Raw genomic sequence first — 17,888 nt, forward strand, 5'->3', positions numbered from 1 at the left:
TGTGGCGGTCGGGGTGGAGACGCAATAGCTATTCCCTAAAAGTCGCCGAATTCTCTTTTCTAACGCCCGCCCTATTCCCAGACGCTACTTCCGCTGCAACCGGACGCGAAGGACGGAGCCGGTGGCAGGAAGTTCGAAGAAGTAGATTTCGTCGCCGTTGTAGAGCCGCGTCCGGCGAAACGCACCCGCGTCGTCGAACGTCCCTTCTTCTACCGTCAGGATAAATTCGTACTTACTCAGGCGGGCCGACGGCGGCAACGATCGCGGACGTACCTGAAAGCGGGCGTTGAAGCCGATCAGGTAAAATTCGTCGGGGTTTACCTCGCCCAGCAGCACCCGCCCCTGCGGTCCTTCGGCACCGGGGGGTGACGTGAACTGCGCCAGAAAATCGTAGCCGTCGAACCGGATTAGTTTCTCGGTCATGCCGTGTTCCTGCACCGCGGCCTGTAGTTTACCGCTCTGCTGCATCTGCGTCAGCACCGGAATGGCCGGCCGGAGCAGTTTATAGTTCGGCGTAACGGCAGCGTACTCTTTGGCCAGCGTACCGGTCGCGTTATCGAAGCCGAAGGGAGCGAAACCAATCGCGCCGTAGTCGGCCAGAGCGTAAAACAACGTCCGGGGCATGGCCGCGCCCCCCGACTCCGGAATCAGCAGCGGATTGTCGGGCCGGGTGTACGCCCGCATGATCTCGTGCGTTTCGGGGTAGCTGCTCTGGTAGATGTCTGGGGCCAGTATATCGAGAACAGGCGCGGCCACTTTCCAAACATCCAGTACGTTGGAGGTTGGTCCACCCGTTGGGTAACTCCCCGGCTGCCGGAAACCGTACTCCCGCAGCCAGGCGTTGGCCGTCAGCGGCAGGGCATATTCCCGGCGGCCCGCTTCGGCCACCCGATTGAGGTAACTCGCTACGGTCCAGGCCGAAAACAGTTCCGGCGCATCCGGCCCAAACACCTGTACCCACGTACCAGCCGGCTTGCTGAGCCGTTTCAGCAACGCATCGGGCACGGGGCTGTTGAACATCCTGTTGGCCTCCGGCGAGTAGTCGCGGTCGGCGGAGTGCAGCCCGGCTTCGTTCTCGACCTGCACCATAATCACGGTCCGGTCGCGTTCGTCGACCTGCTTCAGGTGCCGCATCAGGGCCGCAAACGCCCGGGCGTCGGCCTGCCAGTTGGCTGCGGCCACCGGCGATAGGTGGAACATCCGTTCGCCGTGGGCGTTGATCACCCGCGGGTACGTCTGCGGGGCCGTTTTGACCCATTCCGGCGTGTAGCTCATTTCGCCGTTTTTCCAGCTGGCAAACCACAGCAATACCAGCCGCAGGCTCCGCTTCCGGGCTTCGGTCAGGAGGTAATTGACGGTGCTGAAGTCATACGTGCCGGGCTGGGGTTCAACGGCTTCCCAGTAGATGGGCACTTCGAGCGTATTGACGCCCAGTTGTTCGGCCTGCGCCCAGACCGACGGCATCGCAGCGGGCCAGGCGCTGGAGTTATGCACCTGCCCGCCGAGCATCAGAAACGGCTTTCCATCCACGAGGAAGGTAAAGTGCCCGTTCTGGTTTTTCAGCTGCGGAAGGGGCTTGGTTTGGGCAAAAACGGACAGGGTGTGTACAAGTAAAAAAAGCGGAAAAAGTCGTTTCATACGGGAACAGGTCGTTGCTGGTATAAAGCCGGATGCGTAGCTTTATACTGGTTAGCCCCCCGCTGGCGGCCCAACGACGCCTTGACGAAAACTCACGATGACGCTACGTACCCTGCTTTTCAGCCTAAGTTGCCTGTCGGTTGCTTTACCCGTTACCGCCCAGGACTACCCGATTGTTCCGGTCGCGTTTACCAACGTGAAGATCAACGGTGGTTTCTGGCAGCCGCGCCTGGAAACAAACCGGACCGTTACGATTCCGTTCGATTTCAAAAAGTGCGAGGAAACCGGCCGGATCGACAACTTTGCCGTAGCGGGTGGGTTGAAAAAAGGAACCTTCCGCGGCATTCGCTACGATGATTCCGACGTATTCAAAGTGGTGGAAGGAGCGGCTTATTCCCTGCAGACGCACTACGACCCTACGCTCGACAACTACCTGGATACGCTGATTTCGTATTTCGCGGCTGCGCAGGAAGCCGACGGGTATCTGTACACCATCCGGACCATTCTGAAGGACAGCACGGCCAAAAAAGACCGCGACGCCGGTGCTACGCGCTTCTCGTTCATGGCCGGCAGCCACGAGCTCTACAACGTGGGCCACATGTACGAAGCGGCCGTCGCCCATTTTCAGGCTACCGGCAAACGGACCTTCCTCAACGTAGCGCTGAAAAACGCGGACTACCTTATGCGGACCATCGGCCCCGATAAGCTTATCGTAGTGCCGGGCCACCAGGAAATTGAGATCGGTCTGGTGAAGCTGTACCGCGTCACGAACGACAAACGCTACCTGGATTTCGCCCGCTTCCTGCTCGACATGCGCGGCCGGTCCGACAAACGGGCACTCTTTCCCGATCCTTCGCGGACGGGCAACGGCTCGCAGTATTTACAGGATCACCAGCCCGTTACCCAGCAGCGCGAAGCCGTGGGCCATGCTGTGCGGGCGGGCTATATGTACGCAGCCATGACCGACATTGCCGCCATGCAGCAGGACAAAGCGTATCTCGACGCCCTGACGGCCATCTGGAACGACGTCGTGGAGCGCAAACAATACCTGACCGGCGGACTCGGCGCCCGCGAACACGGCGAAGCCTTCGGGAATGCCTACGAACTGCCCAACGACGTAGCCTACGCCGAAACCTGCGCGGCCGTTGCGAACCTGCTCTGGAACCACCGGATGTTTCTGCTCACGGGCCAGTCGAAGTACATGGACGTATTTGAACGGGTGCTCTACAACGGCTTTCTGGCGGGCGTATCACTGGAAGGCGACAAGTTCTTCTACGTCAACCCGCTGGCATCAGACGGCAAGCGCAAGTTCAACGTGGGCGTCGCGGCTGAGCGGGCACCCTGGTTCGGTACGTCCTGCTGCCCGACCAACGTTGTCCGGTTCCTGCCGTCGCTGCCGGGCTACGTCTACGCGGTTAAAAACAACGATGTATTCGTCAACCTGTTCCTCAGCAATACGTCGAACCTGACCGTGGGTAAAACGCCCGTGCAGATTCAGCAGCAAACTAACTACCCCTGGGACGGTGCCGTAACGATGACGGTTTCGCCCCGCAACGCCCAGGCGTTTGACCTGCTGGTCCGAATTCCGGGCTGGACCCTCGGCAAACCCATGCCCGGCAGTCTGTACAGCTACGTCCGAAACATAGGTGCTACGCCCACGCTGACGGTCAATGGCAAGGCGGTTCCGGTCAAAATAGACAACGGCTACGCCCGCATCAGCCGCACCTGGAAACCCGGCGACCGCGTTGCCCTGCGGATGGAAATGCCGGTGCGTGAGGTTATGGCGAATCAGCAGGTAAAAGACGATGCCGGGCGGGTAGCCATTGAGCGCGGTCCTATTGTGTACTGCGCCGAAGCCGCCGACAACGGTGGTAAAGCCCTCGACCTGACCGTAGCAGCCGAGCAGACGTTCACGCCCGTTGTGGAGAAAGACAAACTGGGGGGCATCACGGCCCTGAAATCCGGCAACCTGACGCTCATTCCCTACTACGCCTGGGCGCACCGCGGGCCCAACGAAATGGCCGTCTGGTTCGGGCAGACCAGGCGCTAGTGCGTTTGATTGATAAAACAGCGCTACATTTGAGCAAACCGTATAGCCTTATGACAGCAACAGGGAAATTGACCAATTTGCAACAGGAGCTACTTAAATTGTATGCTCAGGAAGTGAGCGATACTGACCTCGAAAATATTCGCATCCTGATTGGCCAGTATTTCGCCAATCGGCTTTCAACAATAGCGGATAAAGCCTGGGACGAGAACGGTTGGTCTGCCCAAACTATGCAGGACTGGCTGAATGAAGAAGATCAGTGACTGGCATGACCGTAGTACTGGACACCAACGTATTGCTGGTCTCATTACCCAGCCGCTCGCCTTTCCATGCAATTTACCGGGCCATCGTTGATGGGCGCCTTACCATTTGTGTAACGAACGAAACCCTGACCGAGTACGAAGAACAGATCAGTACCCGCTTAGGCATCCACCGATCAGAAGTTCAACTGCGTGAAATACTGAATCTTCCAAACGTATTATTGATTGACGTGTATTACAACTGGCAGCTGATTGAAGCGGACAAGGATGACAATAAGTTTGTTGATTGTGCTATTGCAGGCAGTGCTGACTATCTGGTAACAAACGACCGCCATTACAACATACTGAACAATGTTGATTTCCCTAAAGTAACTGTCATCAAAGCCGAAGACTTTCTAAAGTTGCTAGTCGAAAATGACGAATAGCCGACGCTTTCGTCTGGTTCGGGCAGACCAGGCGCTAGGGCGTTTGATTGATAAAACAATCATTAAACTTCACTCAGTTGATCGCCAGACGAATTTCCGGTCAACTTCAGGTCGCCAGTTGGTCAGTTTGACGCCCAGACGGCTCACGGCGGCTGCTTCGCATACCAGGGTAAAGGTCGTGCGATAACTTCTGCTGTCGTCGTCCCTGACCCTGGCTGCAACGTGGATGGCTGCCTGCCCGCTCGTATCGTAGCAGAACACCTGGACATGCAGGTAACTCGCCCAATCGCCTTTGTCCTGCCCTTCCTCGAAAACAACTACGTCTTTGAAGGTCCGGGGGAAGTCAATCAGCCGCTGCCCGAATGTCTTCAGGCTGTCGATGGCAAACAGCGGGACCATGACTTCGTGGATGCCGTCCGTCAGCGACATTTCGAAAAAATCCAGGTCCTCTTTGTTCCAGCTCAGGTTGGTAATAATCAATTCCGTTTTCACGAGTGTACAGGCTATACCTTACCTGGCTGCGGCTCCCAGGAGAAACAGCCCCCGGTACCTTATTTCTGCAATCAGTTTGCTTTTTACTGTAATCCAGCCCGTTTGCAGGCGGTTCGTCTGCCGGCTGGCTCCCCCCTGTTCATCCTGTACCTCCTGCCGGATCCGGTGGCGTATGCGTTGTAGCCGATCGTTGACGGCATCGTTACGTACTCTTTTCTTCATAAGTTCTCCTGGTCAACCTGATTATAGTTCACCTAGTAACCAATAAAACCGGACAATGGCTTTCGGGATCGGTAATAAATTGCCAATGGTATAAAAGCCGCAGTGGTTTGATACCAGGCTGCGCCTGCCAACAAAAAAACCGGAGCCGCTACGTAGCGGACTCCGGCTGCCTGTTTCACTCACTCGGTTTACGTTCGTTACCGCTGGCTGAGTCCATCAGCGCGGGTGTTGTACTTGTCGAAAATCAGCGAAACTGCCTCCCGAATCTTATCGTCCTTGCGGTTGAACACATTCCCGTCCATCAGACCGGATGCAAAACCCTGCCAAACAACCTGACCGGTTTTCATATCCAGCAGGCTAACCAGCAGCGTACCCGCTTTTACGTCGAACGTAGTAGCACTTTCCGGATCGCGGTATTCCTCGTTTGACCAGTACCGCTGTCCGTATCCCGTGAAACCTTTGATCGTTGCTGGTTTATCAAACACGCGGAAATTAACCAGCAGGTCAGGGTTGGTTCGGGTATATTTATAGCCCCGGCCGTCCAACGCGAACGTAACGGCGTCACGAACTTTTTTCTTCAGAACCAGGTCATTCAGAAAATAAAAGCCTTCATCCAGTTTACTGTCTACCTGCGACGCATAGGCGTACGTTTTGTACTTAGTAAAGTCGGTGTTCAGCTTTTTATCTGCGTTGACAGTGATGTTTTGTGCCTGCGCAAACTGCAACGGCAGCAAAGCCAGAATCCACATTAACTTTTTCATAACGTTAGTTGGTTTTAATTTAAACTGGTTTGTTTTCAAAAAGCACCCGAACGGTCTGAGCAGTTACCCGCACCATCGGCTGCCTTTATTACCTTAAAACCAGTTGGTTGCTTAGAAAAACCTTAGAAACCGTTTAGAATTCACTTAAAATGACACCGCACCCCCAGGAGCCGGTCCAGACGGTGATTCGCCGACCGACGGGAGCGCTGTCCCTGTTTGTCGACACCCTCTGGTTTGTTCAGTCCGACCGGTTGTCGCTCCGGGGCACGAACCTGCCGATGCTGCACGGCGAGCTGATGTTTAATTTTTCCGAGTTTTTCTCAATTCAGCCCCTGGGTGCTCAACCGGCCAACACCGGTCACGGCAGTTGGTTCAGCGGACTACAAACGGCTCCGAGCCAGTCACAGACGGCGGGCCGTCACGAAACCCTGGGCGTTCTGCTCAAGCCCTGGGGCCTCTTTCCGCTGACCAACGTACCGGCTCACGCGTTCGGCCAGTTATTCGTTTCCGGAGAGGCTGTGCTTGGTCCCGTCATTGCCCCACTGACCGATGCCCTGCAGCAGGCCCGGTCTGCAACCGGGAAGCTGGATATCCTGGAACGGTTCCTGAGCGACCGCTACGTTGACTCCGACATTCCCGCGTATGTGCATTACGCCCACAGCTTCCTGCATCGGCACCCGTTCCGCAACGGTATCGTTACCGAGCTTTGCCGTCATCTGCGCATCAGCCGCAAATCGCTGACCGGGGCGTTCCGGAAATACCTTGGCCTGTCGCCGGGACAGTACGTACGGCTCCTGCGTTTTCGGGCCGCTACGGATGCCATGGCAGCCCGGCCCGATCTGAGCCTCACCGACCTGACCTACCAGCAGGGGTTTTTCGATCAGGCGCATTTCATTCATCTGTTCAGAGCGTTTGCCGGCATGACGCCGGGTGCCTACCGATCCTTCATCCGTGCGCACCAGCAGGCGTCGGTCGGCCTGCCGGAGACCAGCTCGCCCTCCTTCATTCACCACACCGGGTAACATCCGTACAATTTTTCAGGACGGCTTTTCCTGATTATTGCGACATGAAAACCGTTAAACTGCTCATTGCCACCAGCCTCGACGGCTACATTGCCGGTCCCGACGGCGACCTTAGCTGGCTGACTCCGTTCGAAGGGGTTGATTACGGCTACGCTGATTTCATCGCTACCATCGACACCACCCTGATGGGGAATACGACGTACCAACACGTACTGACGTTGGGCGATTTTCCGTACAAGGACAGAACCAACTACGTCTTCACCCGGCAGCTCAGCACCCCCGATGCGCCTTACGTCCAGTTCGTGTCGGACACCGCAGTGGAATTTGTCGGCCGCCTGAAACAGCAGGATGGCCTTGACATCTGGCTGGTTGGGGGTGGCCACCTCAACGCCACCTTGCTGGAAGCGGGCCTGATCGACGAAATCCTCCTCTTCCTGATTCCGGTAACCATCGGCCGGGGCATTTCCCTCTTCCAACCATCCAGCACCCGTCAGGATTGGCTCCTGACCGACTGCCGGGCGCTGGATAAAGGCATGGCTCAGCTCAACTACCGCCGAAAGTGAACGGATTGTCAACACGCATACCCGGCCAAGTTGGCCGGGTATGCGCGTGAATTGATAAAGAGAACCTGAGACTTAGGTGAAGCAAAAACGACTGAAAAGGAAGCCTTCTTCATCGTATTACTTTACATGGTAAGCCATTCAAAATGATAGACAAGAAAAAAGGAAGTTAACCTAGTTAGCTATGATGATCGGAACCATTATTCGAACGGATTGGTCAGCATAACCCGCTCGAATTGCTTGTTCTCACTGCTTTTTCAAATCAGAGAATTTGCCATAAACTGACAAGGTATATTTACCGATGCCACTGTCAAAGGGAGTTACTACAATTTTATACTGCCCTTTAGTAGTAGGCCTGATCCGGGACACATAGTTTCCAGTGCCAGAGTAAGCGATCTCTTCTCCGTTGGGATCATACAGGTGGAAATAACCTCTGCCGTCCGGCGATCGAAGTGAAACGTCAATAAGTGTATTGTTTTCCGTCACATTTAGTGTGTACGTTGTGGTAGCGTTTTTGCCTCTATATTCATCATTCAAGATAGATGACTCGAATGCATATTGTTTTAGGTTCTTTACCTGGCCGAATATGTCGAGGGTGTACTTGCTGATAGCATCCCGTCTGCCAGATCCAAGCCATAAACCATACGTACCTTTATTGAGCTTCTCGTTCAAATGATTAGGTGTCCCCACACCTGAGTACCGTATTTCAGTTCCTGAAGGCCCAAACAAAGTCATCCAGAGAGTTGTTTCAGCTGACTGTATATCCAAATCTGTATAAGAGTTATCCGACACAACCTCGAACGTATAATAATGATTACGTGGAGTATAATCGATTCCACCCCCACCTTCTGGTCCAAACGTTACATCTGCCGATTTTGTACGCAAGGCTCCTGTACGCACAAAATCGACACTAAACCCACGTCCTTTTAAGCTATATGCGCCGATATCGTAACGCCTGCCAGAACAAACCATTACACTATATTTCCCGGCATTTACAATCACATCATCTGTCTGATTACGCCCGAAGCCTGACCGCCCAATCTCCTCACCGTTTGGATTGTAGACGTAGAATCCAACATTAATATCAGGCGAAGTCAGGGTCAATGAAACTGGCTGATTATTGGCAGCCACTTCGAACGTGTAAAAGTGATTACGGGGTGTGTAGTCGTTACCTCCACCCGTTCCATCAGTAGCTGTCCAACTTCCAGCTATTTCGCGAATTACTGGTACAGTGACTGTTACGGTAACATCGGCTGTCACATCTTGCCAGACGCCATCCGACACCGTTAAGGACATCACGTAGGTACCGACACCATCAGGCGTTAGCTCAGCTATAGCTTTGTCGGCATTGGCTAAGGCTGGATTACTGCCAGTAGGCTTAGTCTTGATACCCCAACGGTAAGTGAGTCGGTCGCCATCAGGATCACTTGATTTCGACCCGTCAAGTGTCACCTTACGGCCGGTTGACACAGTGGTTGACACGCCTGCGTTGGCAATTGGCGGACTTCCAGGAAGTGCTACCGCAATAGTCACTTCCGTAGTTGCGCTAAGTCCATCGCTGTTGGTTACTGTTAACACAAGCACATAGGTCCCGGGTTTATCAGGTGTAAACTCCGCTACCATGTTATCAGAATTTTTAATTTCTGCTTTGCTTTCGGCAGGTTTGGTTTTGATTGTCCATTTGTACTTCAAACTCTGTTGTTGCGGATCGCTGGTGCCGGTTGCATCGAGGACAATAATTTTACCAGCGCTGCTGTTTGGACTAATATTGACCACTTTGATAACCGGTGGCTGCTTAGGCTCAGTTTTATCTGGTTGACAACTGATAGCTAAGCTCCCCAATGCAATCATCCATAATAACAGATTGCCATGGCTATGGATAATGGTCCCTGTCAATTGATTAAATCTTCTGATGTAGATAGAAATGTATTTCATACGGATAGTAATAAAGTTTGCGGAGTTATAAATCAAGCATCATTAAAAGACTACTTGTAAAATGAAGAAGCAGATAACTCTTATTCTTCATAGCGATATTGCACAAGGAATATAGGTAAGCTTTAAAAATCAGATCAATGCGTATAAATGTATTTACCCGAATAGAATCGTTTATAAACATAAAGACTGTCTTTTCGGAAATTCGGATTGGTAATCTCAATCAATTAATGCCGCATAGAGCAATAAGGTAACAATTTACCTACGATTTTTAACAAGCTGATTAATTTGATCGGGATATTGGGATACGCGCGATAAGGGACGTACATATAGGCAGGATTAAACGTTAAAATGATGTGGATAGAAGCGGAAACGCCTGAGCTGAACAATAACTTACATTAACATAAGTCGCTTTTGTTCAAACCTTCCTCAAACCTGCTTATTTCTATTGTATCTACAAACAATAGCTTTACCAATCGGCTGGTTTTTCTTCCGGAACCTTATTTTTTACTTGCGAAATATGAACAATTCAGGTAAACATGCGTTGCTTTCCTTACATTTGATCAGGACCTTCTTTCCTGCGCGTTGAGAACACCGCTTAGCTTTTGTTTCAAGCTGATTATTAGCACGTTACTAACCTTTTGGTTAGGCCCGATACCCCTGGGTCTGGCTCAGGGCCGTACCCCGCTGAACGTGCAGCCCGAACGCCTGCAGAAAGCCCGGGAGCTGGAGCAGCAGGCCCTGGCCAGGAAAGATACCAACCAACTGGCTGAAGCGTATTACCAATACGGCCGCACATACGTATTTGTGGGGGACTACCTGGCCTCGCAGGGCTACTTCCTGAAATCGCTGCGGTTGCTCGATCCCCGGGGCGACACCTTTGAACTCAGCCGCATCTACGTTCGGCTTGGCGAAAACGAAAGCCGGTCGGGTCGACCGGCTGATGCCTTTCGGTATGCCAACCTGGCCGTTTCTGTAGCGCACCGGGCCCGTTCGCTGCGTGGATTGGGCCTTGGCTACGGGTTACTGGCCATCCTCCATCAACATAAGTCGGATAGCTGGATGCACGGTAACCGCGCTGCGTACGACAGCATTATGTACTATCAACAAAAAAAAGGGGCCATTTACCGGTCGCTCAACGACACCCTGGGCATTGCCGAATGCAGTCTCGAACTCGGCACCCTCTATACGAAGGTCAAAGACGATCGCGCCATTCCACGCATCCGCGAAGCCTATGACCTGATGCTCCTCATACACCGGGATCGGTTGCTGGCCAATGTGATGCTGCGCCTGGCGGAGGCCTACCTGGTGTTCGGCCGACTCCAGCTCGCCCATCAGGCCTTACTCGAAGCCGAGCGACGCTACGTAGCCAATAAAATGGACGACTACGACATTTTAATGGGGCTGGAGCAGACCTTCGTTCGATATTATCAGGCGACCGGCCAGTGGAAAGAAGCCTTTGCACACCAGCAAAAAGCCAATGCCCTGGCGGTGAATCAACTCCTCTCGGACCGCAACGGCACCATCGCTCAGCTCAACGTACAGTACGAAACGCAGAAGAAAGAAACCCTGCTCGAAGCGCAGAAACGGGAATTGGCGCTGCGTACCAAAACCCTCGAAACCCAGCGCTGGCTGACCATCGTCATCGCGGTCCTGCTCGTGCTGGCGGCCGGGGCCAGTGTCACATTTTTTCGGCTGTACCGCCGGAACCAGCGCATCAGCCGGCGCAATGAGCAGCTGGTGCGAGAACAGAACCACCGCGTTAAAAACAATCTGCAGGTTATTTCCAGCCTGCTCAACCTGCAGGCCAAGCGGTTGTCTGACGAGGCCGCCCGGACAGCGGTGGGTGAAAGCCAGCTGCGAGTACAGTCGATGGCGATTCTGCACCAAAGGCTCTATGATGGTGAACGGCTGGCCGAAGCGAATCTGGACGAGTTCATCCGCGAACTGGTCGAGGGAGTGCTGCGGACCTACGGCAATCCGCCCGTGCAGCTCAGCTACAACATCGACCCGGTCTATTTGTCGGCCGATCAGGCCGTTCCGGTTGGACTGATTCTGAACGAGCTGACAACCAATGCCTGCAAATACGCATTTCCCGGAAACGAACACCCCCTTTTTCAGATCGACTGTTACCTCCGCGCCAATAGACTACATATACGGGTGACCGACAACGGTCCGGGCCTGGACCAGTCCTCTGTACCGGTCGCCCGAACCAGCGAACCGACGGTGCTGAAAAGAGAATCGTTCGGAATGACGCTGATCAAAGCCCAGGTTAATCAACTGCGTGGTACGTACCGATTCGACACGAATCAGCCAACGGGTACGGTATTTACGATGGAGTTCAAAAGTTAAAAAGGCCTTATGGACCGGTTGAAAATTTTAGTCGTTGAGGATAACACGATCACGGCCCTCGATCTGCAGGAAATGCTCGAAGAAGCCGGTCATACGGTAACGGCCGTGGCCCGGACGTTCAACGAAGCCCTGAAAGCCGTTAAGACGCAGCCCCCGGACCTGGCACTGGTCGACATAACGCTGGAAGACTCAGCGGAGAACGGCATCGAAACAGCGCGCGAAATGCTGCTGATGCACCGAATGCCGATCATTTACCTGACTGCCGATTCAGACCACGATACGTTTCAGGCCGCCAAGGAAACCATGCCGGCTGCGTACCTGCTGAAACCGTTCCGGGCCGACGAACTGAAGCTCCAGATCGAACTTGCGTACCATTTTTTTCAAGTGAACCAGTCGGCCGATAATCCCTCGGCCGATCATCTGTTTTTGCCGATTGATAAAGGTTACGAGAAGATTGCACTGAAAGACGTACTATACCTCAAAGCCGACGGCGCCTACGTCAAGATTTTCCTGGTCAGCCGTGAACAGCCGTATCACATCAGCATGAACCTGCGTCATCTGGCGCAGTATTTCCCGCCCGCCAATTTCTTTCGGTTGTCCCGGTCGTTGCTCATTAACCTCAACTACCTGGAGCGGCTGGAACGCAACTACCTGTACATCATCGGCCACAAGACCCCCATCCCGATTCCGGCCACGAGCCGCAAAGAGTTGATGAAACGGCTGACGGTCGTCCGGACGAAGTAGCAGTCAGTCCTCCGACCCCTCGAAAACGAATTCGGCCCGGTACCCCGCCCGCGCTACGGCCTGACTGACCTGATCGGCGATCCGGTTGTCGATGGTCTGCACCGACAGCAGGTTATCGGGGCTTTCGGTATCAATAACCCAGCCGTCGATGGGCTCGATGGCGTTCAGGTTTTCCGTTACGGCCGCAATGGCCTCGCTGTCGGTCAGGTTGGTTTTAAAATGCAGTGTTTTCATAGCGGTTGAGGTTTACTTGTGATACTGGGTTTACCTGGCTGCGGCAGAGGGCGTGTCGGCCAGACCGTACCAGGCGTAGCCATAGCCGCCGAGCTGGATTTCCCCTTGACCGACCGATGGTCTTTCGGTCGTTTCCAGCAGATTAACCACCGGCTTCCGGGCCAGGTCAGCCGGGAGTTTCATCGCCTGCGCTTCGTTGCTGAAATTGTGGACCATCATCAGCGAACGCCCCTTCCAGTCGTAGCGGATCGCCAGGATGTGCGGAGAGTCGGTTTCAATCAGCGACCAGTTGCCCCACCCGATTTCCGGATGCGCTCTTCGAACGCGGATGAACCGGGCAATCTGATTGAGCAGGGAGGTCGAATCCCGCTGCTGGTCGGCCACATTCACCCGCGAATAGGCGTAGGGGCCGTTGTCAATTACCGGCCGCACCGGCTTGTCGGCGGTAGAAAAACCGGCGTTTCGCCCGGATGTCCACTGCATGGGTGTCCGGATCGCCATACGTTCCTTAAGCCGCAGGTCGTCGCCCATACCGATTTCTTCTCCGTAACGGATGACCGGCGCTCCCGGCAGTGAGTACAGCAGACTGTAGGCCATCGACAGCATGGCGGGGTTGTTGAGCATGGGGGCCAGCCGCCGACGAATACCCCGGTCGTACAATTGCATGGTTTTCTGCGGCCCGAATTTATCGTACACCAACGACCGGTCTTTGTCGCTGAGCCGGCCCAGGTCAATTTCGTCGTGGTTGCGCAGGAAGTGCGCCCACTGCGCGGTAGCGGGAATGTCTTTGGTGTCGGTCAGCGCTTGTTTCAGCGGCTTCACTTCGCCACTGGCCAGCGCGTAGAACAGATGCTGATTTGCAAAGAAGTTAAACATCATGTGAAGCCCCCCGCCCTGATCGCCAAAATACCGCTTGTTCTCGGCCGGTTCAACGTTGATTTCACCCAGGAGCGCTACATCCCGCTTGTGCCACTGCGTAAACTGACGCAGCTGCGGAATCATCTCGTACTGATGTTCCGGGCTGGTCATGCCCGTTTCGGGCAGTTCGATATAGAACGGCACCGCGTCGAGCCGGAAGCCAGAAATGCCCCGGTCGAGCCAGTAGCGGAATACGTTGCGTATCTCGGACTGCACCGCCGGATTCTGCGCATTCAGGTCGGGTTGAAAGCGGTAAAAACGATGGTGGAAGTAGGCCCCCGCTACGGAATCAAAGCTCCAGGTTTCTTTTTGTACCCCCGGAAACACCATGCCTTTATCCCAATCTTTCGGCCGCTCCTGCGACCAGACGTACCACGACCGATACGGTGAGTTTTTATCCTGCCGCGCCTGCCGGAACCACGGGTGCTGGTCGGAGGTGTGGTTAATGACCAGATCCATGATGATCCGGATATCGCGCCGACCGGCCTCCTGCATAAACTGGGTAAAGTCCTGCTCGGTGCCTAACCGCTTGTCGATGCTGTAGAAATCGGCCACATCGTATCCATCATCCTGGTTGGGTGTTGGCTGAAACGGGGCCAGCCAGATGGCGTCGACACCCAGGTTTTTAAGGTAATCCAGTTGCTGGGTTAACCCTTTGAAATCGCCGACCCCATCGCCGTCGGAATCCTTGAACACCTCAACGTCCAGGTTGTAGATGATGCGGTTCTTGTACCAAAGTTCCTGAATAAAATCCGTTGGGGCTGGAACCGGTCTGGACATTTTATTTTCCGACGTAGCGGGTTTCGTGATGACATACGTAGCGGCTGAGCCCAGAAGTAAAGCGAGCAGGCCAACCAGGATAATGTTTCTGTTCATCCGTGTCTGGAGGGGCTTTTCCTCAGTAAACCCATCTTACTCGATAAGGTTAGCCTATATTACTCTGTGACGCCCCTATCGATCAAACAATTCAATTCCCACTAAGTTGATTGGCATAATAGTTATTCAAAAAAAACTGCTACTAACCGGCGTATTGTTATGAATCGACCTTCGTTATGGACACCCAATCACCCGCTCATCCGTCGTGACTTTATCCGTCACCTGGGTGCCGCAGCCATTGCCGTTCCGGGCCTGACCTCCCTGATGAGCCTGCAGGCTTGTGGCAGTAAAACTGAGTCAACCGGCGAAACGGCCGGAACCGATGCCGCCGGCTCGGGCCGCACCGAATCCGGCCGAAAACTGGGCGTCGCACTGGTTGGCCTGGGCAAGTACAGCGAAGGGCAGCTTGGGCCGGCTCTGAAAGAAACGAAGAACTGTCGGCTGGCGGGGATTGTGACGGGTACGCCCGATAAGGTTGACAAATGGAAACGCGAGTACGATATCCCGGACAAAAACGTATACAACTACGAGACGTTCGATCAGATGGCCGACAACCCCGACATCGATATCGTATACATTGTATTACCGGATGCGATGCATGCCGACTATACGATCCGGGCGGCTCAGGCAGGCAAGCATGTTATCTGCGAGAAACCGATGGCCCTCAATTCTGCCGACTGCCAGCGGATGATCGATGCCTGCAACAAGGCGGGCAAGAAACTATCCATTGGCTACCGGCTGCATTTTGAACCCCATAACCTGGAAATGATGCGGCTCGGGCAACGTACCGTCTTTGGCCGGGTGAATCAGATTATCGCCGAGAACGGCCAGGATCAGAGCGAAAACGAATCACCCTGGCGGCTGGGCAAAGGCACCCTGAACGGCAAACCGATGCCCGGGGGCGGACCGCTGCACGACGTTGGTGTGTACGCAATTCAGGGGGCTATTTATACGAAAGGCGAAGTTCCTGTTTCGGTTACGGCCAAATACCACCCGATAACGGATAAAGAGAAATTCTCGGAAGTGGAGCAGGGCGTCGACTTTCAGATGCAGTTTGCCGATGGCTCGGTGGCCAACTGCCGAACCAGCTTCAACGAAAAATACAACATACTCCGGGCCGAAGCGGCCAACGGCTGGTTTGAGCTGCAGCCCGCCTATGCCTACGATGGCCTGAAGGGAAAAACCAGCCAGGGGGACATGGATATCGAAAACGTGAACCAGCAGGCCCGGCAGATGGATGCCTTCGCTGACTGCATTCTCAACAACAAGCCTACCAGCGTGCCGGGCGAAATGGGGCTGCGGGATGTGCAGCTTATCGAAGCCATTGAACGGGCGGCCAAAACCGGTACTAAAGTATCCACCCAGGAGGTGCGTAAAGTGCTGGATTCAACGGCCGTGGCTCGTGCGTAGATAAGCGGGCATCCGGTGGGGAGACGGGGCGTAAGGTGCCGCACCTGACACTCCATCTCCCCACCGGATGCCTTATACTTTTCCTTTATAATCCCAGTGGTCTTTAATGACCGCTCCGTTGGCATCTTTGACCAGCCGACGGGAAAAGTGATCGCCCCGGATCAGCCCATCGTCGCCGGCCTGCCCGATGAACAGCAGGATCGGGTTGCCTTCCCCATCGGTTTTGAAAGCCACATCGTAGCGCCCGAACGTAGCGTTCACCATCGTTGAGGGCTCATACTTTCTGTTCAGCTGCTTCAATAATTTCTCGCCTATTTTCATATCGTTGTTGCGTATAGTATTCTGAAACTCGTTTGGCTATTCGACTGCGTGCGTCCATTTCCGGTTGAGGCAGTTCGGACATTCCTCCTCTACGTTCGGCGGGTTTATTTTCCGGTTGCCGCACCGCGTACAGACACACATATCGGGCGACCGCTTCTGCTCATTGCAGAACGCCGTATCCCAGGGGGGTAGCACGGATAAGCCCGGCTGCGGCTCCGGCTGCGGAATCAGCGTAAATGCTCCGTTTGCTTCCAGATACAGCCGCTTGACCGTACCGAGATGGTATTGCCCCAGCGCCCGGAGCTGTGCAAACAGACGATCCGACGTAACCCGCGTCTGCTGCATATCGTCAATCCGCATCACCGAGTCTTCTATCAAAATAGTAAAGTCATCATTTATCGACGTTTCGACCTGACCGTTTCGCGCAGCGAGCCGGGATATCGTCCACTGACCCAGCACAATAACCACGGCCGTAATGATAACCGGTAAAATCCCCCGGTCCGGTGCGATGATAGGAATACCGATGGCAGCCGCCAGCGATACCATCGATACCATCTCGGTTCGGCTGAGCTGCGACGACATGCGCTTGCCCATCAGCCGCATGGACAGCATCAGGATCAGGTAAATAACGGCAACCCGGATGATGATTTCGACGTAGAACTCGGCCGTTACCTGCCCGAACACGATGCGTTGCCATTCGCTCAAATGGATTTCTTCTGATTTCATGCCTGTATGCTGCTATTTCGGTTAACGACTGCCTTTCCCCATACCTTCTCTTCACATACTTCACAGGCGTCAGCCTGTTTCTCCACCGGAACCGTATGGCCGCAGTTGCTGCACACCACCTCGTCGTCTACTTCGTCCAGGATGGCAAAAGCCGCCTGATCACCGGCAGGCAGCGTAGACAGCCCCGGCTCATCGTGTTCGTTCCGGTAAATACTGAACAGCCCGTAAGCCTCCAGATACAGTCGCTTGACCTCGCCAATGTTATACACCCCATTGCTGCGCAAGACGGCGTAGACCTGCTGGCGCGAGATCCGGGCGGCTGCCATCCGATCCAGTTGCAGCACACCGTCTTTCACCAGCACCGATTCGCTGCCAAAGCTTGCCTGCTCTACCTTCCGGTTTTTGAAACCCCAGAGGCCCAGCCCCCGCTGAAACAGCAGGGTACAGAACAAGGCAAGAATACTTTGCAGAATACCCCGCTCCGGCATCTGCATGGCCGGCGAAATAATGGCCCCGAGTGTCAGCATCACGGCCAGTTCCGTGATGGTTAGCTGTCCGTTCATCCGTTTGCCCAGGTAACGGGCCGTCACCAGGAACGCCAGATAGATGACAATTGACCGGATAAGCACTTCAATCATAAATGCCGGGGGCGCTTCCCCAAACAGGATCCGCTGCCAGTCGACCAGATGAATATGTTCCTTTTCCATAGTTGTTGAGCAAATCAGTACGCTTACCAGCGAGGTGGTGAAGGCGAACCGGCACAGGCTGCTGGTCTTTTTACTATACTTAATTTATCTATTTGATACATTACTTCTCGATTTAGATAAAGGGTGAATGCCACGTTAAGTTTTTGCAGGTGGCCTGATCTTAGTCTGTGGCCCGCCTGCTTACAATTCTTCTTTGTTTAGTCATATCTCAAACCGCGCGACCCAAAAACCAGTTGGCATT

Annotated in this window: 18 protein-coding genes; 8 read left to right on the forward strand and 10 right to left on the reverse strand. The window is 54.2% G+C overall.

What is annotated here, in order from left to right:
• Nucleotides 1-84: 84 nt before the first annotated feature.
• Entirely contained in the window at nucleotides 85-1,638 is a 1,554-nt protein-coding gene (locus DYU11_RS23690) for a DUF5597 domain-containing protein (protein WP_119670205.1), read from the reverse strand.
• Nucleotides 1,639-1,735: 97 nt separating this feature from the next.
• Between DYU11_RS23690 and DYU11_RS23695 the strand changes: the two genes are divergently transcribed.
• Genes DYU11_RS23695 through DYU11_RS23705 form a run of 3 tightly spaced genes read left to right on the forward strand, consistent with a single transcriptional unit; the run spans nucleotide 1,736 to nucleotide 4,370 of the window.
• Nucleotides 1,736-3,688 (forward strand): glycoside hydrolase family 127 protein, encoded by a 1,953-nt coding sequence (locus tag DYU11_RS23695; protein WP_119670206.1) that lies wholly within the window; start codon nucleotides 1,736-1,738, stop codon nucleotides 3,686-3,688.
• Between the two features lie 50 nt (nucleotides 3,689-3,738).
• The gene (locus DYU11_RS23700; RefSeq protein ID WP_119670207.1) at nucleotides 3,739-3,948 is read left to right on the forward strand and encodes a DUF8507 family protein; all 210 of its coding nucleotides are present in this window, start codon (nucleotides 3,739-3,741) and stop codon (nucleotides 3,946-3,948) included.
• 5 nt (nucleotides 3,949-3,953) lie between these two features.
• Entirely contained in the window at nucleotides 3,954-4,370 is a 417-nt protein-coding gene (locus tag DYU11_RS23705) for a putative toxin-antitoxin system toxin component, PIN family (protein WP_119670351.1), read from the forward strand.
• A gap of 69 nt (nucleotides 4,371-4,439) precedes the next feature.
• Here the strand turns inward: DYU11_RS23705 and DYU11_RS23710 are convergent, their stop codons facing one another.
• From DYU11_RS23710 to DYU11_RS23720, 3 genes are all read right to left on the reverse strand, one after another.
• Nucleotides 4,440-4,862 carry a hypothetical protein gene (locus tag DYU11_RS23710; RefSeq protein ID WP_119670208.1) on the reverse strand — a complete coding sequence of 141 codons (423 nt, stop codon included), beginning with the start codon at nucleotides 4,860-4,862 and terminating at the stop codon, nucleotides 4,440-4,442.
• Nucleotides 4,863-4,880: 18 nt separating this feature from the next.
• A complete protein-coding gene (locus DYU11_RS23715) occupies nucleotides 4,881-5,084 on the reverse strand; it encodes a hypothetical protein (RefSeq protein WP_119670209.1) in 204 nt (67 codons plus the stop codon).
• Nucleotides 5,085-5,281: 197 nt separating this feature from the next.
• Complete coding sequence (locus DYU11_RS23720; protein ID WP_119670210.1) at nucleotides 5,282-5,845, reverse strand: DUF4136 domain-containing protein; 564 nt, start codon at nucleotides 5,843-5,845, stop codon at nucleotides 5,282-5,284.
• A 149-nt stretch (nucleotides 5,846-5,994) separates the two neighbouring features.
• On the opposite strand from DYU11_RS23720, the gene DYU11_RS23725 reads away from it, so the two are divergent.
• Nucleotides 5,995-6,867, forward strand: coding sequence for a helix-turn-helix domain-containing protein (locus DYU11_RS23725; RefSeq protein WP_119670211.1), 873 nt, complete (start codon nucleotides 5,995-5,997; stop codon nucleotides 6,865-6,867).
• Nucleotides 6,868-6,911: 44 nt separating this feature from the next.
• Nucleotides 6,912-7,430, forward strand: a complete 519-nt coding sequence (locus DYU11_RS23730; protein ID WP_119670212.1) for a dihydrofolate reductase family protein — start codon at nucleotides 6,912-6,914, stop codon at nucleotides 7,428-7,430.
• A 243-nt stretch (nucleotides 7,431-7,673) separates the two neighbouring features.
• Here DYU11_RS23730 and DYU11_RS23735 read toward each other — a convergent pair whose 3' ends face one another.
• The gene (locus DYU11_RS23735; protein WP_119670213.1) at nucleotides 7,674-9,362 is read right to left on the reverse strand and encodes a PKD domain-containing protein; all 1,689 of its coding nucleotides are present in this window, start codon (nucleotides 9,360-9,362) and stop codon (nucleotides 7,674-7,676) included.
• 582 nt (nucleotides 9,363-9,944) lie between these two features.
• Between DYU11_RS23735 and DYU11_RS23740 the strand changes: the two genes are divergently transcribed.
• Both DYU11_RS23740 and DYU11_RS23745 read left to right on the forward strand, forming a co-directional pair.
• A complete protein-coding gene (locus DYU11_RS23740; protein WP_158600352.1) occupies nucleotides 9,945-11,711 on the forward strand; it encodes a sensor histidine kinase in 1,767 nt (588 codons plus the stop codon).
• 9 nt (nucleotides 11,712-11,720) lie between these two features.
• Nucleotides 11,721-12,455 carry a LytR/AlgR family response regulator transcription factor gene (locus DYU11_RS23745; protein ID WP_119670215.1) on the forward strand — a complete coding sequence of 245 codons (735 nt, stop codon included), beginning with the start codon at nucleotides 11,721-11,723 and terminating at the stop codon, nucleotides 12,453-12,455.
• Nucleotides 12,456-12,458: 3 nt separating this feature from the next.
• Here DYU11_RS23745 and DYU11_RS23750 read toward each other — a convergent pair whose 3' ends face one another.
• On the reverse strand, nucleotides 12,459-12,689 hold the full coding sequence (locus DYU11_RS23750; protein WP_119670216.1) for a copper chaperone: 231 nt from the start codon (nucleotides 12,687-12,689) through the stop codon (nucleotides 12,459-12,461).
• A 30-nt stretch (nucleotides 12,690-12,719) separates the two neighbouring features.
• Nucleotides 12,720-14,483 (reverse strand): alpha-amylase family protein, encoded by a 1,764-nt coding sequence (locus tag DYU11_RS23755; RefSeq protein WP_119670217.1) that lies wholly within the window; start codon nucleotides 14,481-14,483, stop codon nucleotides 12,720-12,722.
• Nucleotides 14,484-14,642: 159 nt separating this feature from the next.
• Between DYU11_RS23755 and DYU11_RS23760 the strand changes: the two genes are divergently transcribed.
• On the forward strand, nucleotides 14,643-15,893 hold the full coding sequence (locus DYU11_RS23760) for a Gfo/Idh/MocA family protein (protein ID WP_119670218.1): 1,251 nt from the start codon (nucleotides 14,643-14,645) through the stop codon (nucleotides 15,891-15,893).
• A gap of 72 nt (nucleotides 15,894-15,965) precedes the next feature.
• On the opposite strand, the gene DYU11_RS23765 is transcribed toward DYU11_RS23760, so the two are convergent.
• Genes DYU11_RS23765 through DYU11_RS23775 form a run of 3 tightly spaced genes read right to left on the reverse strand, consistent with a single transcriptional unit; the run spans nucleotide 15,966 to nucleotide 17,647 of the window.
• Entirely contained in the window at nucleotides 15,966-16,214 is a 249-nt protein-coding gene (locus DYU11_RS23765; RefSeq protein WP_119670219.1) for a hypothetical protein, read from the reverse strand.
• Nucleotides 16,215-16,250: 36 nt separating this feature from the next.
• Nucleotides 16,251-16,940, reverse strand: a complete 690-nt coding sequence (locus DYU11_RS23770) for a DUF421 domain-containing protein (RefSeq protein ID WP_119670220.1) — start codon at nucleotides 16,938-16,940, stop codon at nucleotides 16,251-16,253.
• On the reverse strand, nucleotides 16,937-17,647 hold the full coding sequence (locus tag DYU11_RS23775) for a DUF421 domain-containing protein (protein ID WP_119670221.1): 711 nt from the start codon (nucleotides 17,645-17,647) through the stop codon (nucleotides 16,937-16,939). The genes DYU11_RS23770 and DYU11_RS23775 overlap by 4 nt, the downstream gene beginning before the upstream one ends.
• Nucleotides 17,648-17,888 lie beyond the last annotated feature (241 nt).

Origin of the sequence: Fibrisoma montanum (assembly GCF_003583365.1) — a bacterium.
GTDB lineage: Bacteria > Bacteroidota > Bacteroidia > Cytophagales > Spirosomataceae > Fibrisoma > Fibrisoma montanum.